The following is a 14,011-nucleotide window of genomic DNA, read 5'->3' on the forward strand; positions in this document are numbered from 1 at the left end:
CAGAATCGACGCAGTCCTCCAAGTGGCCTCGGAGATCCTCAACAAACCCCGGCGAACCGTAGTCGGCAAACCTACGCAAACTGCCGGAAAGGATGGTCATGCTAGAACCATCAACAGCCGTCGTCACAGGAGCAGGTCGAGGGATTGGTCTGGAGATCGCGAGACAACTCGCCGCTGCCGGTCACAAGGTTTTGCTCACGGATGTCGATGGCGACGCGGCGGAGCGCGCTGCCACCGAGGTCGGCGGTGGCGCTTGGAGCGCCACGCACGACGTACGAGATCCGTCGGGTCATCGGGAAGTCGCTGCTCAGGCTTTAGCCGCTGGCCCTCTGGCGGTGTGGGTAAACAACGCTGGGATCCTAATCGCGGGTAACAGCTGGAGTCACAGCGATGCCGAGATTGCGTCGATCCTCGATGTAAATGTGCGAGGTGTCGTTGCCGGGTCACACGCGGCAGTTGCCGCCATGGGCGCAGGTGGGGGTGCGATCCTCAACATCGCGTCGCTCTCGGCTCTGGCGCCCATCCCTGGACTCGCGATGTACGCAGCCACTAAAGCCGCCGTATTGTCGTTCACCACATCGCTGCAGGGCGACCTTGACCATGCGGGATTGCAAATCCGTGCCCGGGCGCTATGCCCCGACGTGGTGAGTACGAAAATGGTCACCGACCGAGTCGCCGACCCTGGGGCGGCGCTACTGTTCGCCGGACCTCGTCCAATGGATGCGGCGGCCGTGGCCCGCGCAGGACTCGAGTTGCTGGAGAGTCGCCAGATATTCCGGGTAGTTCCTCGGTGGCGCGGCGTAGTTGCGCGCACTAGCGATGCTGCGCCGTCGCTCGGGTTGAGAGCTTTCGCGTTGATGCGCGGCGTTGGTGAGCGGCGCCAACGCAATCATCGTTGATGGCGGTGTCTAAGACGGAGGGTTTAGCGTGGGGAGGCTCGAGTTGTACCTGATGAGGTTTTCGGTTCGCAGAGTGGTAAGTGGGGATCAAGCTGGAATCCCAGTTCCTGCAGCCTGTCATTGATTATCAACCAGGTTTGCCGTGTCAATCGAATGACGAGTTCGTCACGAGTGGAGTCGCGATGGTCCAGCCACCATAGGACCGAAGCGTCCATCAGGCCCATGATGGCGGCGACATTGCGGTCTGCCGCCTCTGAGTCCTCGCCGTAGCGAGGAAAGTAACGGGCACCCGCGACGGCGAGTTCGGAGGCGAATGCACTGGTGCCGGGCGAGGTTTTCTCGGTGCTGCGCCGATAGTGTCGGTTCACCAAGAACCGATAGAGGTTGGGGTGTTCGTCAGCCCACATGACGTGCTGTGTGACCGGCGCGCGAATCACGTCTAGCGGTGATCCCTGCACATCCAGAGTTAGGCGAATCTTTGCAGTGAGTTCGCGGTGGACGTGGCGGGCGACGGCTAGATCGAGTTCTTCTTTACTTGCGAAGTGGCGGTAAAAGTGCGTGCGGACTAAACCGGCCTTGTCTGCGATCTGGCCGGTGAGTGCGTGGGGTCCGTTCTCTTCGATTGCGCTGAGCGCTGCTTCGATGATCTGTTCACGACGTAGTTCGCGGCCTGGCAACTTACTGGTTGCACGGCGTCCCGCTGTGGTGTCCGCCCATTGCTTTCGCTCCACGATGCTCACCGTAACGCCCCGCGCTCTGGAAAGTTCTGGGTACGTGTTGTACCCAGTGTCCGTTTCGTGGTACACCATGTACCCATAAGCGTGTAGCGAGACCCATTGCGGGATCGGTGCGCAAGTAATAACAGTGAGGACTCTCTAATGGCAGCCAATCGCTCTAGCTGGATGGACGACGACCTCGATGCACTCCGCGATTTGGCGCGCACGTTCTGTGAGAAGGAGATCGCGCCGCACAGTGCCCGCTTCATCGAGCAGCACCACGTGGATCGAGACCTGTGGACCCGGGCGGGTGATCTGGGGTTGCTGTGCATGTCAATCCCCGAACAGTACGGCGGAGGTGGTGGAACATTCGCCCATGAGGCGGTCTTGATCGAGGAACAGGCCCGCATCGGTGATTCAGCATGGGGTGCGGCGCTGCATAGCGGAATCGTCGCCCACTACCTGCTCGAGTATGGCACCGACGAGCAGAAGGAACGTTTTCTGCCCCGACTGGCAACTGGTGAGATGGTTGGCGCGATTGCGATGACGGAGCCAGGCACGGGCTCCGATCTCCAATCTGTTACGACCAAGGCACTGCGCGTTGGAGACGAATACGTTGTCAACGGTTCCAAGACATTCATCACCAATGGCGCTCAGGCCGACTTGATCATCGTCGTCGCCAAGACCGACCCGACTGCCGGAGCTAACGGGATCTCGTTGGTGTTGGTCGAAGGCGATCGGCCGGGCTTCCGGCGGGGTCGGGTGTTGGACAAGGTCGGTCAGCGCGGCCAGGACACCTCCGAGCTCTATTTCGAAGACGTGCACATTCCCGTAGAGAACCTCCTGGGTACGACTGAAGGACTGGGATTCATTCAGTTGATGCAGCAACTTCCCCAAGAACGATTGATCCTTGCGCTTGGTGCAGTGACAGTACTAGAAACAGCGCTCGAGTTCACTGTTGAATACACCAAAGATCGGCATGCCTTCGGCAAGCCTGTCTTCGCCTTCCAAAACACCAAGTTCAAACTTGCCGAGGTCGCCACCGATGCCCATATCAGCCGCGTTTTCATCGACGACTGCGTCGCCCGCCATCTGCGCGGTGAACTCGACATCCCCACCGTCGCGATGGCGAAGTGGTGGACTACTGAGCGTGCGATGGTCGCCCTTGATGACTGCTTGCAGCTCCACGGCGGCTACGGCTATATGACCGAGTATCCCATCGGCAGGATGTGGGCCGATGCTCGCGTTCAGAAGATCTACGGTGGGACAAACGAGATTATGAAGGAGATCATTGCTCGGTCGCTTTAGATCGAATTCGACCGCTAGATTGGTTACGGGAGACCGCGGTAGCGGGGTGCCGTTCGCGTATCAAGTCGGTGTTGACTGTTCACTAGGCGGATACCCGGCGAGCTCGCTTCAAACGGGTGAATCGCCCTGGATTCGCCGGAGGCTCGAGCTATTGGATTCCGACCAAGGCTTGGTCGGTCCGTGGTGCATCGTAGAACGCGGCTTCGAACTCCGCCGGAGGTAGGTCGCCGAGGTAGCTGTGGAGCCTGCTCGTGTTGTGCCAGTACACCCAACCGAGGGTGGCCAGCTCGACATCCTCGACGGTCTTCCACGGCCCGGTGCGGGCCGGCCCGTAGATCAACTCAGCCTTGTAATTGAGGTGAGCCCTTCCTGCCCGAACACTCGGGCAACAGAGTCGCACAACGACTGGACCACCACGAAGGGCTCACCTCAACTACAACGCGAACCGACCCCACTCCGCCCATGGCGAACTCACCCCCACCGAGTTCGCTCTACAGTGGACCACGACCCACCAAACCCAAGTCGCATAGCGACTGGACCACCAAACGGGTCCCCCTCATAATAGCCGTTGACCGTCTCGGCGAGAGCGTTGTCGAAACTGTCCCCAACGGTTCCGATTGAGGGCACCGCGCCGATCTCTGCCAGCCGCTCACCGTAGCGTATCGACGTGAATTGCGATCGGGTCTGCTGCATGATCAGGTGACAGCTTCGGTCACGCGGCCTGACTGGCCTGTGTGGTCATGATTGCTTCGAATTCGATCGGGGTCAACCGCCCAAGGCCGGCTTGGCGCCGGCGGCGGTGGTAGGTCCGTTCGATCCAGGTGACGATCGCGATCCGCAGCTCCTCGCGGGTCTCCCAGCGGCGGCGATCGAGCACGTTCTTCTGCAGCAGAGCGAAGAAGCTCTCCATGGCCGCATTGTCACCGGCCGCCCCGACTCGGCCCATTGACCCGACCAGCTCGTAGCGGCCGAGTGCGTGCACGAATCTCCTTGACCTGAACTGAGATCCGCGATCGCTATGAACTATGCACCCGGCCACATCAGCGCGGCGTGCTACCGCGTTGCTCAAGGCCGTGGTCGCCAACCGGGACTTCATTCGGGAATCGATCGAGTACCCGACGATGCGATTGGAGAACACATCCTTGATCGCACACATATAGAGCTTGCCTTCACCGGTGCGATGCTCGGTGATATCGCTGAGCCACAACTGATTTGGTGCACCTGCGGTGAAGTCGCGCTCCACAAGATCATCATGCACCGGCGGGCCCACCTTGCCGTTCTTGCCGCGTTTCTTACCGAACACGCTCCACAATCGATTCTGCGAGCAGATCCGCCAGGCGGTGCGCTCCGCCATCGGCTCACCGGCATCGCGGGCCTCTTCGACCAGGTAGCGGTACCCGAACTCGGGATCGTCCTGGTGGGCGTCGAACAGGGCGTTGGCGCGGTAGGCCTCGACGAGTTCGGCGTCAGTGATCGGCTGGGCCAGCCAGCGGTAAAAGGGCTGGCGGGCGAGCTTGAGTACCCGGCACGTCACCGCGACGGGAATCCCGTCGGCGGCGAGCTCCTTCACGAGCGGGTAGACCCTTTTCCCGGCAGATTGGCCTGCGACAAATAGGCAGTCGCCCGGCGCAGGACCTCGTTTTCCTGCTCCAACAACTTGATCCGCCGCCGCGCATCCCGCAGCTCCGCAGACTCGCCGGTGCTCTTGCCGGGCTTGGCGCCCTCGTCGATATCGGCTCGGCGCATCCACTTGTGCAGCGTCATCGGGTGCACACCGAAATCGGTGGCGATCTGCTCGATCGTTACACCGTCATCGCGGTTGCGAGCGACCCGCACGACGTCGTCGCGGAACTCTCGGGGGTAAGGCCTGGGCACACTGACATCCTTCCAGCTCACCCGTTCCGGGCAAGCCAACTCAGATGTCACCTATTCGTGCAGCAGACCCATCCGGCATCAGAGTGACATATCAAGTCCTGCAACGTAGTTCCTCGCGACCACCGTGCCATCTCCAAGGCGTCAAGGACCATTGATGTCCGCATATGCGATGCTACCCGCCACCCGACGATCATCCGAGAATGCGCATCGACGATGAAACACACGTAGGCCACCCCGGCCCAGGTGGGTACGAACGTCAGATCGGTCACCCAGAGCTGGTTTGGCGCGGTCGCGGTGAACTTTCGCCTGACCAGATCCGGATGCCGCGCCGCGACCGGGTCAGCCTTGGTGGTGCGGACACGCTTGCCGCGGCGCGCCCCTTCGATGCCGGCGGCCCGCATCAGGCGGGCCACCTGATCGCGGCCGACGTCGTGGCCGGCCCGTCGGGCGGTTTTCCAGAGCTTGCGGGCCCCATAGACGCAGTAATTGTCTTTCCAGAGCTGACGCAACGCTGGCTCCAGAACGGCGTCGCGTTGAGCCCGCGCCGACGGTGCCCGTGTCTTGGCGTTGTAGTAGGTGCTCGGGGCCACCTGCAGGCCTGCGCTACGCAGGACGGTGCAGATGGGCTCGACCCCGAACTCGCCCCGTTGGGCGTCGATGAAGGAGACTATTTCTTGTGTTGGCGGTCGAGCTCCGCCCCGAAGAAACTCGCTGCTCGTTTCAGAATCTCGTTGGCACGCTTCAATTCTCGGACTTCTTGTTCGAGTTCCTTGACCTTCGCGGACTCCGCTGTCGTCACGCCCGGTGCATGCCCGTCGTCGATATCTGCCTGGCGCACCCAGGAGCGCACCGACTCCATTCCATAGCCCAGCTGGCGAGCGACCCGTGCCACCGTGCCCTGCTCGGTGCCCAACTCTTCTCGCAGCGTACGGACCATCCGCACCGCGGCGGCCTTCTCCTCCGGGCTGTAACGACGTGTCGTGGGCTTCCCGGGCGACTGTTCCTTCGGCATACCTGCATCCTCGTTTCCAAGGTCAGGAGCCTCCAGCATTTCCAGGGCGATTCAGAGAGGGGTTGGGGCCACCAGTCGGATTTGATCAATCGTGAAGCCCTGGGCATGCAGCCAGGCAATTAGATCAGTCCTTTCCTGGCGGCTGTCGCCCTCGAGACCGTCGAGCAGACCATACTGAGCGAGGTCGTCTTCGTGTGTTGCTGACACCCTGGACATCCCCTAGTGCCGCGGCGTACCCGGGCGCGGACAGGGTGGTTCAGTGTTCACGCCGCGCACCTGGTGACTCGACGCGGGGACGCCGAGCACGGCGTGACCCATCGCAACGAGCAGCGCAGAGGTCTGTTCGGGAGCCAGGCCAGTGCCGCGGTAGTGCAAGATCGATTGAATGGCTCCGATCGCTCCATGAACCATCGCCCGAAGTTCAATCTCGTCGACCGCGGGCCGCAATTCTCCGACGAGGTGTACCCACTCTTCTAGATAGAGTCGCTGCTTACGGCGCAACCGGCTCTGGTGCTGATCCGACAGATTGTGCACTTCGCGGTAATACACCATTGCCAGCTCGCGTTGATCCATTACCAAGGCGACTTGGTCAGACACCAGCAGGGTCAGCGCCTCCGCCTCGTCGCGGGACTGCTCGACGATCGCCGTCGCACGCTTAAGGAGTTTGTCCACCACTCGCTCGAAGAGGGCCGCCAGTAGATCGCTCTTACTGTTGAAATGGCGATAGATGGCCGGCCCGACAACCCCTGATGCAACGCCGATGTCGGCCATGGAGACAGCGTGGTAGCCCCGCTCGGCAATCAACTCGGTGGCAGAGGCGAGAATCCGTTCCCGACGCTCGCCGCCGACCCGGGTACGTCCGGCAACGACCACCTTGTTCACTACTACCTTCCTTCGCTCGCAACCAGGGCTCGCGCAGCACTGCAGCGCCGGGAGCTACACTACGAACGTTAACACCTGCTCACAATTCCAGGTTGAGTTGAAATGTAGACGCCCCAATGGCAGGTGGCTGGCGCCTGCGCGTGTGATCCCCATTCGTGGATGTGCCCGCTCATTGGCCAAGATCGGCAACCGCGTGGGCAGATCGCTGCGCCCTCTTTGGATGTCCAGTTCGGCAAGGAACTGGACAAAGCCATCTCTCCGTCTGCCGGACGCTGTTGGCGTCATCCGATCGTCATCACATCGTTCGGCAACACGGCTTTGGCAAAGGGGCTACGTCAAGCAGCAGGCAGAGGACGGCGACTTGATTGGCGATACGTCGACAGAGTGGCCCGGCTACTCCAAACTCGGGATTTGTCAGGTCGCGCTGAGCAAGGATTGCGGGATGTCGACGATGCGGGAGCGCAGGTACTCGCACAAGCCCTTCGCCTGGGCATCCGGCCGGGTCGAGGATGCCACGCCTTCCCCCAGCAGCCCGTGGACCACAACGTTGAGCGCACGCAGGTTGGGCAGCTCGAATCGCTCTATGCGCAGCTGCGCAGCCTCCGGGCCGAGCAGCCCGCGCAGTCGCTCGACGGTTAAGTGCTCGCGCACCCAGGCATAGCCGGCGTCGTCGCGGGCCCAGAGACCGATATTGGCGTTGCCGCCCTTGTCGCCGGACCGCGCGCCCAGCACCGCACCCAGTGGCGCGCGGCATGTCGGCTCGGTCGGCGGCGCGGCTGCCGAGCTGCCCGCGACTTTCGCGGCCGGCACGCTACCGGTCGGTGGATCGGCGATCGTCCGGCGCTCACCGTTGGGCAGCACCACGACGTGCGTCACGCTCGACCGGGGCACGGCCGCTGGGCGGTACACGCCGAACGCCGACTCCGACGTGGGTGGCGTGGTGGTGTGGAAGCCCGCGTACCCGGCCAGAGCGATCTCCATGATTGCGCTCGAGAACGTCCGGCCGACCTTGCGTGGGTCGGTGTCCTTGACCGTGATCCGCAGGTGCGCGCAGGCCTGGTCGTTGGTGGGGGCGTCCGGTGTGTCGAACCGCAATAACCGGACGTCCGTCTCGGCGAAGGAGTCCCGGCCGCCGAGGATGTCGAACAGCTGCTGCTGCGCGAACGCGGCCTTCGCCTCTATGTCCAAGCCGGTGAGCACCATCGTCATGGTGTTCCGGTAGCCCCCGACCTCGTTCAGCGCCACCTTGAGCGTCTCCGGCGGCGGGCTGCCGGTGACACCCGTGATCGCCACCCGGTGCTCGGCCTGCTGGGCCAGAGAGATTGTGTCGAAGTGAGTGACCACGTCGGGCCCCAGATAGGCGGGCTCGGCGATCTCGTAGAGCAGCTGGGCGGTGACCGTACCGACCGACACCAGCCCCCCGGTGTCGGCGTGCTTGGTGATCACCGACGAGCCGTCGGCCGCCACCTCCGCGATCGGGAAGCCAGGGTAGCGACGGTCGGTGATCTCGTCGAGGAAGGCGTAGTTGCCGCCCGTGGCCTGTGGGCCGCATTCGATGACGTGGCCGGCCACGACGGCACCGGCGAGCCGGTCCCAGTCGGTGCGCTCCCACCCGTGCCACCAGGCGGCCGGACCGACGACCAGCGAGGCGTCGGTCACGCGGCCGGTGACGACGACGTCGGCGCCGGCACCCAGCGCTTCGGCGATACCCCAGCCGCCGAGGTAGGCGTTGGCCGAGACCGGCTCGACCTCACCGACCGCAGGGGTGATCGCGGAGAGGTTCCCGCGCAGGTCGTCACCCTCGACGTGGGCGACGCGGACGCTGATACCGAGCCGGTCCGCAAGCTCGCGCAATCTGACGGCCAGCCCGGCCGGGTTGAGCCCACCGGCGTTGGCCACGATCTTGATACCGCGATCGGAACAGGTGCCCAACACCTGCTCCATCTGGGTCAGGAACGTGCGCGCATAGCCGCCCGCGGGATCCTTCGCCTGGGCCTTCGCCAGGATGAGCATCGTCAGTTCCGCGAGGTAGTCGCCGCAGAGCACGTCGATGCTCTCCTCGCCCGTCCCGCCCTCGACCATCTCCCGCGCCGCGGCGATCCGGTCGCCGTAGAAGCCCGAGCAATTGCCGATACGGACCGGGTCCCTCACGACACACCTCCATCGAACTGTCCTGCGGTGCGCCCGCCGCCGGGAGGTCCGGCGAAGGCCTGCGCGATGGAGAGCCACTGGTCGGCGAGCGGACCGGTGGTTTCCAGCGCGGTGTCGTCGCGATGCCTGCGCTGGGTGACGAGCAGGCAAAAGTCGTGCGCAGTGCCGGTGACCCGGTTGGGCACGCCGTCGGGGCCCCAGGTCCACAGCGTGCCCCCCGGTGCGGTGAGCTCGACGCGGACGGGCTCCTCGGGCACCTCTAGGCCGTTGGCCATGTAGCTGAACGCCCGCGCTCCCACGCCGATGTGGGCGACGTGGCGCAACCGGGCCGAGGGCACACGGGTCACTCCCAGCGCGTCGGCGACGTCCTGACCGTGCGCCCAGGTCTCCATGATCCGCGCGGTCAGCGAGGAAGCCGCGCTCATGGGGAGGCCGAACCACGGCACCCGCACTGAGGGGTCGATCGTGGCGAAGGCAGCGACGAGGGCGCGGCGCGCGCCGTCGAACCAGGACAGCAGCTCGGTTCCCGGCATCGACCGGTAGCGCTCGGCGATGGTGTCCGGGGAGATTCGGCCGTCGGCGAGCATGGGCAGCACCTCGGCCGTGAACCCTTCGGGGTCGGTGGCTGAGCGCACCGCGGCGTCGTCGAAGAACGCAAGATGGCTGATCTGATCGCGGACCGCCCAGCCTGCCGCGGGGGTGGGCGCGTCCCACCCGGCTTGCCCCTCGGGCAGCTCGGCGATCAGTGACCACAGCTCGGCCGTTTCCGCCCCGATGTCGGTGATCAAGGACTCCATCGGCACGGCCACGTCTAACGTCCCTTCCAAACCGGTGTGCGCTTCTCGCGGAACGCGGCGGGACCCTCTAGCGCGTCGGCGCTGAGGTACACCGGCTCCCATATCTGGTCGGCGTGGGCGTAGGCCTCCGTCAGGTGGTGCGCTGCGGAGAGGTATACGGTCTTTTTTGCCGCGAGTACGGACAGCGGTGCGTTGGAAGCGATCCGCAGGGCGATCTCCTGAACTCGTACCCGCAGCTCCGCTGCGGGCACGACCTCGTTCACCATGCCTACCTCGCGGGCGCGCTCGGCAGTGATCGGGTCGCCGGTCATCAAAATCTGCAGCGCAATCCGCGGCGGCAGCAGCCACGACAGCGGGACAGCCCATGGCGAGCCGCGGCCTACCTTGACCTCGCTGACCGCGAACCTGGCGTGCTCGGCTGCGATGACGAGGTCGCACTGCTGGGCCAGTAGGAATCCGCCGGCGAAGGCGACGCCGTTCACCGCGGCGATGGTCGGCTTGGCGACCTGGATGTTGCGCCCGAATTGCGGCGCGAAGTCTGGCGGCGGAACCGTGAGCGCCGTCTCCGCCATCTCTTTAAGGTCCCCTCCGGCGCAGAACGCCTTATCGCCTGCCCCGGTCAGCACCAGAACCTTGGCGGAGTCGTCGGCGTTGAAGCGGTGAACGCTGTGGAACAGTCCCTGCCGGACCGCCCCGTTGAGCGCGTTCCGTGCCTCGGGGCGATTGATCGTCAACCAGGCCACCCCGTCGACGACCTCGTAGGTGATCGCTTCCTCGCTCATCAATCCCCGTCCTGATCGGCACCCGCCCTCCCGATGTGAGGGCTCGTTCACTCGCAGTACGTTACCCGGCAGAATGTCGCGAGGACCAGTTGGTGAGCGAACGCGTTGCGTCCGGCGGCGCAACCCGACCGGCGTGGCCAGCTCCGTAAATGTTGGGTTCGCCACCTCGTCGGCCGCATTCGGTTCGAGCGATTGACGAGATCGGATCCCAAGGCCGCAACACGGGGTTGCATTCGTACGTCAAGTCCTCGGCAAGAATGTGGCCCTCTTCGGCCTTTTGGGATTGGCACGCCGGAGGTGCTCCTTGCCACCGTTTCACCCTTGGCTCCCAGAAACAATCGGTGCCAAATGCTGTGAACGCATGCGTCGCCGCGGGGAACCGCTCGTCAGCGTCCGAGGACTTGAAAACCTTCCCATGCTTTCCGGCGGTCGGCGTGGGGGTCGTTGTCCACTCGCGAAGCGCGATCGAAGACGAGGACCGGACGGGCGTCGCTGGTGTAGCGCGGCCAGCCGTCTCCTGGAACTCCGGTGCGTGCGAAAGCATCCCAGCGCCCTTGCATGTCGTCGCTCACGCGTAGGGCCGAGCGGCGATCGGCTCCGGCGCTGAGTAGCCGACCGAGCGGCGTGCGGTAGGCGTCGAACACCGCAAGAAGCTCCGTCGCATGGGTGGCACCCAGCCCGGCCCATTGCAGAGTTCGCGGGGCGAAGTCATAGCGGTACAGATATGTGGGGGCGTGCCGACTGTGGGAATCCGCGAGCTGCCACAGTGTCGATCCGAATGTGAAGTCGGCCCCCAGTCGGATACAGGCATCGGGGGCCGGATATTCGGGATAGGCAGCAGTAATTCGCTCGCGACAGGTGGGTTCCGCTCCCGCTAGTAACGCTTCGATCTTGGCTTCGTTCGTCGGGAGGAGTTTGAGGAAGCGAGTGAACAACCGGCCCTCGTCGGCGTTCGTACCGACGATCAGCGGCACACGGTACGCCTTGCCGTCGCGCATCGCTTGAATGGGCTCGGACGGTAGATAGTCGGTTCCGAATGTGCATCCCACCGGGTAACCGCCAGCAAGGTCCGATGCACTCGTGGTGAGCAAGCGATCGAATGCATTCACCAGTTGAGCCGGACGCGCCGCCAACAGGAGGCGGGCGGGCTCCCGCTCGTCGGCGCAGAGAATGGATGCGAACTTGGCGGCGAACTCCGCGGCCAGCTCCTGGGAGCGGGATAGCGCGCCGGCCGGACTTTGTGAGATAGCCTGTGCGAAAAGCCCTTTCGCCGCTGGCACGGCCAGCAAAGTGGTAACGGCGTGCGCGCCCGCGCTCTCTCCGAAGATCGTCACGTTATCGGGATCGCCGCCGAATGCCGCGATGTTCTCGCGTACCCACCTGAGCGCCGACACGAGGTCACGCAAGTAGAGGTTGTCGTCAATATGGATGTCTGCGGTGGACAGCGACGACAGGTCGACAGCCCCTAGCGCGCCGAGGCGGTAGTTTGCCGATACGTACACGCAACCGCTGCGGGCAAGCGACGCGCCATCATAGATCGGTGTCGCGGAACTGCCCAGGAAGTACGCCCCGCCGTGAATGAAGAACATCACGGGCAGAGGTCGGTCCGAGCCGCCGTCGGGTGCAACGACATTGAGGGTGAGGCAGTCCTCGCTCATGGGCTGGAACTTGCCCGGACCGACGATGGTGTATCGGCGGGGCTGTGGAGCGCAGTAGCGGAATCGGTGGCAGGGTCGGACGCCGTCCCACGCTTCGACCGGCTGGGGAGCCTTGAACCGCAGCGCGCCGACTGGTGGCTTGGCGTAGGGAATGGAACGCCAGCGATTGACGCCGTCCCGCGTGAATCCTTCGATGGCGCCCGAGGTGAGTTCGGTGCGGACTGTCTTCGCTGGCATGTATCGACAATAGCGAATGACTATTCACACCAGCGCCCGGCTCTGCCGTTCAGTCGCCGTGTCGGGCACGGTTTGGCCTGCTACTGATGACTCACTCGACTTCGGTCAGCGGCCTCCACGGCCGTTCGGTGACGTCGTGGCTGATTCTTAAGCACCGGTTACTTCTTTTCAGAAGAAGAAGCTACCCATGACCGGCTATCTCCGGGCGTGCGGGGACATCCTCAGCGTTGTGAGCGTCGGTACTCGCTCGGAGAGCGGCCGGTCCATCGCTTGAAGGCGTGTGAGAAGTTAGCAAGATCGCCGTATCCGAGCTCGGTCGCGATCTGGCTTGCCGACATTGATCGGGTGATTAACAGCATCATCGCGCTCTCCCGCAGACACGACTGGCGCAACTCGCGAAACGTGGTGCCCTCTTCGGCGAGCCGGCGTTTGAGTGTGCTGGTGGATACCGAGAGTTCGTCTGCGACCCGCTGGCAACTTCGCTGTCCGGGATCCTCGTCCAACAACCGTCTCACCTTCTTGGAGAAGGACGTGGCTCCGCTCTGCTCGTCGAGGGTCCGCCTCAGCTCGGCGACGGCGAGTCGATACGCAAGGGGATCGGAGAACCGGCACACTTCATTGAGCGCGTTGACGGGAACATGAAGGTAGGACATCGGTGCGTCAAAGAACAGGCGCCCGGCTAGTACCATCTCTGCCGCGAGTTTGTTCAGGGAGACCGGCGCTGACCAACTCAAGTGGAGCGTGACGGTCAGCGCGTCACTGACGAGCATGTCCAGCAGTCGTAACAACGCCGAGCCGGTATATGTGACTGCTAAGCAGTCCAGGGCCCGATCGCCTGTGTGCCCCCAGAGCCCGACGGTGAGACCTTGGTCGTTTGGACGGAATTGTGCATTGATCGCCGTGGTGATCAACGGTAGATAGGTGAGCAGCTCGACGATCTCGGCTACCGAGCCTGCGCTGACCAGCGGGACGCTCAACGGGCCGAAAGATGTCAACTGTGCCTGTCCTGCAAACGAGAAGCCGAGCAGGGTTGCCCGGTCGACGTCTAGATCGGGGTACAGATCGCGAAACCACCGCAGTGGCGCCTGGACATCGTGCTGCATCAGCGTCGCCTCGTCGGTTCCCTCGCGCGCCATGATGGTGCGAAGCCGCGCGACGGCGTCCGGGTCGAGTGCCTGGCTCTCCAGCATTTGCACGAACGCGACCGGAGGCACACCGGCGTTGCTGAACTTCACCGATCGTGCCCCCTGAGCCCAATCCACAAGTTCCTGATCCGCGCAAACATAGCGGAAGCGCTCGGATTGGACAATCCTGTTAACAAGTATTCACATTCAGGGCAACTTAAGAGGAGTCGGTAATGGCCGTTGTCACTTTTGTCTCCCACGACGGCGACAAGCACCAGGTGCCTCTCGATGAAGGCCAGTCACTCATGCAGGTCGCGACCAACAATGCAGTGCCTGGCATCGACGGCGACTGCGGAGGCGAAGCGGCGTGCGGTACCTGCCACGTCGTCGTCGATCCGCAGTGGTCCGATCAGGTCGGCTCCTCCGGCGTCGGCGAAGAGGAGATGCTCGCGATGAACCCCGAGCGTCAGCCGACCTCTCGGCTGTCCTGCCAGATGACGGCCTCCGAGGCATGGGACGGCTTGATCGTCCATCTGCCGGAGTTCCAGATGTGACGACGAAGGGAAGTGG

General features: G+C 63.8%; 12 protein-coding genes, 3 pseudogenes and 1 other annotated feature. Of the genes and pseudogenes, 3 read left to right on the forward strand and 12 right to left on the reverse strand.

Annotated elements, in window-relative coordinates; genetic code table 11:
* The first annotated feature begins 98 nt into the window (after positions 1-98).
* Positions 99-899 (forward strand): SDR family NAD(P)-dependent oxidoreductase, encoded by an 801-nt coding sequence (locus tag JOF57_RS27910; RefSeq protein WP_232783765.1) that lies wholly within the window; start codon positions 99-101, stop codon positions 897-899.
* A gap of 23 nt (positions 900-922) precedes the next feature.
* Here the strand turns inward: JOF57_RS27910 and JOF57_RS27915 are convergent, their stop codons facing one another.
* On the reverse strand, positions 923-1,639 hold the full coding sequence (locus tag JOF57_RS27915) for a TetR/AcrR family transcriptional regulator (RefSeq protein ID WP_263988016.1): 717 nt from the start codon (positions 1,637-1,639) through the stop codon (positions 923-925).
* Positions 1,640-1,777: 138 nt separating this feature from the next.
* On the opposite strand from JOF57_RS27915, the gene JOF57_RS27920 reads away from it, so the two are divergent.
* Positions 1,778-2,923 carry an acyl-CoA dehydrogenase family protein gene (locus JOF57_RS27920; RefSeq protein WP_043985036.1) on the forward strand — a complete coding sequence of 382 codons (1,146 nt, stop codon included), beginning with the start codon at positions 1,778-1,780 and terminating at the stop codon, positions 2,921-2,923.
* A gap of 148 nt (positions 2,924-3,071) precedes the next feature.
* Here JOF57_RS27920 and JOF57_RS27925 read toward each other — a convergent pair.
* The 11 genes and pseudogenes from JOF57_RS27925 to JOF57_RS27975 all read right to left on the reverse strand — a co-directional run.
* Positions 3,072-3,275 (reverse strand): annotated as a pseudogene (locus JOF57_RS27925) (IS3 family transposase); the annotation flags it as partial.
* A gap of 203 nt (positions 3,276-3,478) precedes the next feature.
* A pseudogene (locus JOF57_RS27930) lies at positions 3,479-3,601 on the reverse strand (IS3 family transposase); the annotation flags it as partial.
* Positions 3,602-3,635: 34 nt separating this feature from the next.
* Positions 3,636-4,798 (reverse strand): IS3 family transposase gene (locus JOF57_RS27935; RefSeq protein ID WP_209922522.1). Its coding sequence is split into 2 segments (ribosomal slippage): positions 3,636-4,511 and positions 4,514-4,798, totalling 1,161 coding nucleotides; the frame shifts between segments, so codons are not numbered across the junction.
* A 71-nt stretch (positions 4,799-4,869) separates the two neighbouring features.
* Positions 4,870-5,810, reverse strand: a pseudogene (locus JOF57_RS27940) (IS3 family transposase); the annotation flags it as partial.
* Positions 5,380-5,511, reverse strand: a sequence feature (AL1L pseudoknot). Its footprint overlaps the pseudogene before it by 132 nt.
* Before the next feature lie 51 nt (positions 5,811-5,861).
* Positions 5,862-6,026 carry an adenylate cyclase regulatory domain-containing protein gene (locus JOF57_RS27945; protein ID WP_209922524.1) on the reverse strand — a complete coding sequence of 55 codons (165 nt, stop codon included), beginning with the start codon at positions 6,024-6,026 and terminating at the stop codon, positions 5,862-5,864.
* Between the two features lie 3 nt (positions 6,027-6,029).
* A complete protein-coding gene (locus JOF57_RS27950) occupies positions 6,030-6,692 on the reverse strand; it encodes a TetR/AcrR family transcriptional regulator (RefSeq protein WP_209922526.1) in 663 nt (220 codons plus the stop codon).
* Between the two features lie 414 nt (positions 6,693-7,106).
* Positions 7,107-8,843, reverse strand: a complete 1,737-nt coding sequence (locus tag JOF57_RS27955) for an acyclic terpene utilization AtuA family protein (protein ID WP_209922528.1) — start codon at positions 8,841-8,843, stop codon at positions 7,107-7,109.
* Positions 8,840-9,652 carry a TIGR03084 family metal-binding protein gene (locus JOF57_RS27960; protein ID WP_209922530.1) on the reverse strand — a complete coding sequence of 271 codons (813 nt, stop codon included), beginning with the start codon at positions 9,650-9,652 and terminating at the stop codon, positions 8,840-8,842. Before JOF57_RS27960 ends, JOF57_RS27955 begins: the two co-directional genes overlap by 4 nt.
* A 2-nt stretch (positions 9,653-9,654) precedes the next feature.
* Positions 9,655-10,422 carry an enoyl-CoA hydratase/isomerase family protein gene (locus JOF57_RS27965; protein WP_011895438.1) on the reverse strand — a complete coding sequence of 256 codons (768 nt, stop codon included), beginning with the start codon at positions 10,420-10,422 and terminating at the stop codon, positions 9,655-9,657.
* 386 nt (positions 10,423-10,808) lie between these two features.
* Positions 10,809-12,317, reverse strand: coding sequence for a carboxylesterase/lipase family protein (locus JOF57_RS27970; RefSeq protein WP_067992190.1), 1,509 nt, complete (start codon positions 12,315-12,317; stop codon positions 10,809-10,811).
* A 221-nt stretch (positions 12,318-12,538) separates the two neighbouring features.
* Positions 12,539-13,552, reverse strand: a complete 1,014-nt coding sequence (locus JOF57_RS27975) for a helix-turn-helix domain-containing protein (protein WP_041800299.1) — start codon at positions 13,550-13,552, stop codon at positions 12,539-12,541.
* A 122-nt stretch (positions 13,553-13,674) separates the two neighbouring features.
* Between JOF57_RS27975 and JOF57_RS27980 the strand changes: the two genes are divergently transcribed.
* Positions 13,675-13,995 carry a 2Fe-2S iron-sulfur cluster-binding protein gene (locus JOF57_RS27980; protein WP_011895435.1) on the forward strand — a complete coding sequence of 107 codons (321 nt, stop codon included), beginning with the start codon at positions 13,675-13,677 and terminating at the stop codon, positions 13,993-13,995.
* Positions 13,996-14,011: the final 16 nt, after the last annotated feature.

This window comes from Mycolicibacterium lutetiense, from assembly GCF_017876775.1.
Lineage (GTDB): Bacteria > Actinomycetota > Actinomycetes > Mycobacteriales > Mycobacteriaceae > Mycobacterium > Mycobacterium lutetiense.

Bases quoted from the DNA above. Each gene is read 5' to 3' on its own strand.
- JOF57_RS27910 (WP_232783765.1), top strand. From the start codon at position 99: ATGCTAGAACCATCAACAGCCGTCGTCACAGGAGCAGGTCGAGGGATT.
- JOF57_RS27970 (WP_067992190.1), bottom strand. From the start codon at position 12,317: ATGCCAGCGAAGACAGTCCGCACCGAACTCACCTCGGGCGCCATCGAA.
- JOF57_RS27980 (WP_011895435.1), top strand. From the start codon at position 13,675: ATGGCCGTTGTCACTTTTGTCTCCCACGACGGCGACAAGCACCAGGTG.
- JOF57_RS27965 (WP_011895438.1), bottom strand. From the start codon at position 10,422: ATGAGCGAGGAAGCGATCACCTACGAGGTCGTCGACGGGGTGGCCTGG.
- JOF57_RS27920 (WP_043985036.1), top strand. From the start codon at position 1,778: ATGGCAGCCAATCGCTCTAGCTGGATGGACGACGACCTCGATGCACTC.
- JOF57_RS27945 (WP_209922524.1), bottom strand. From the start codon at position 6,026: ATGTCCAGGGTGTCAGCAACACACGAAGACGACCTCGCTCAGTATGGT.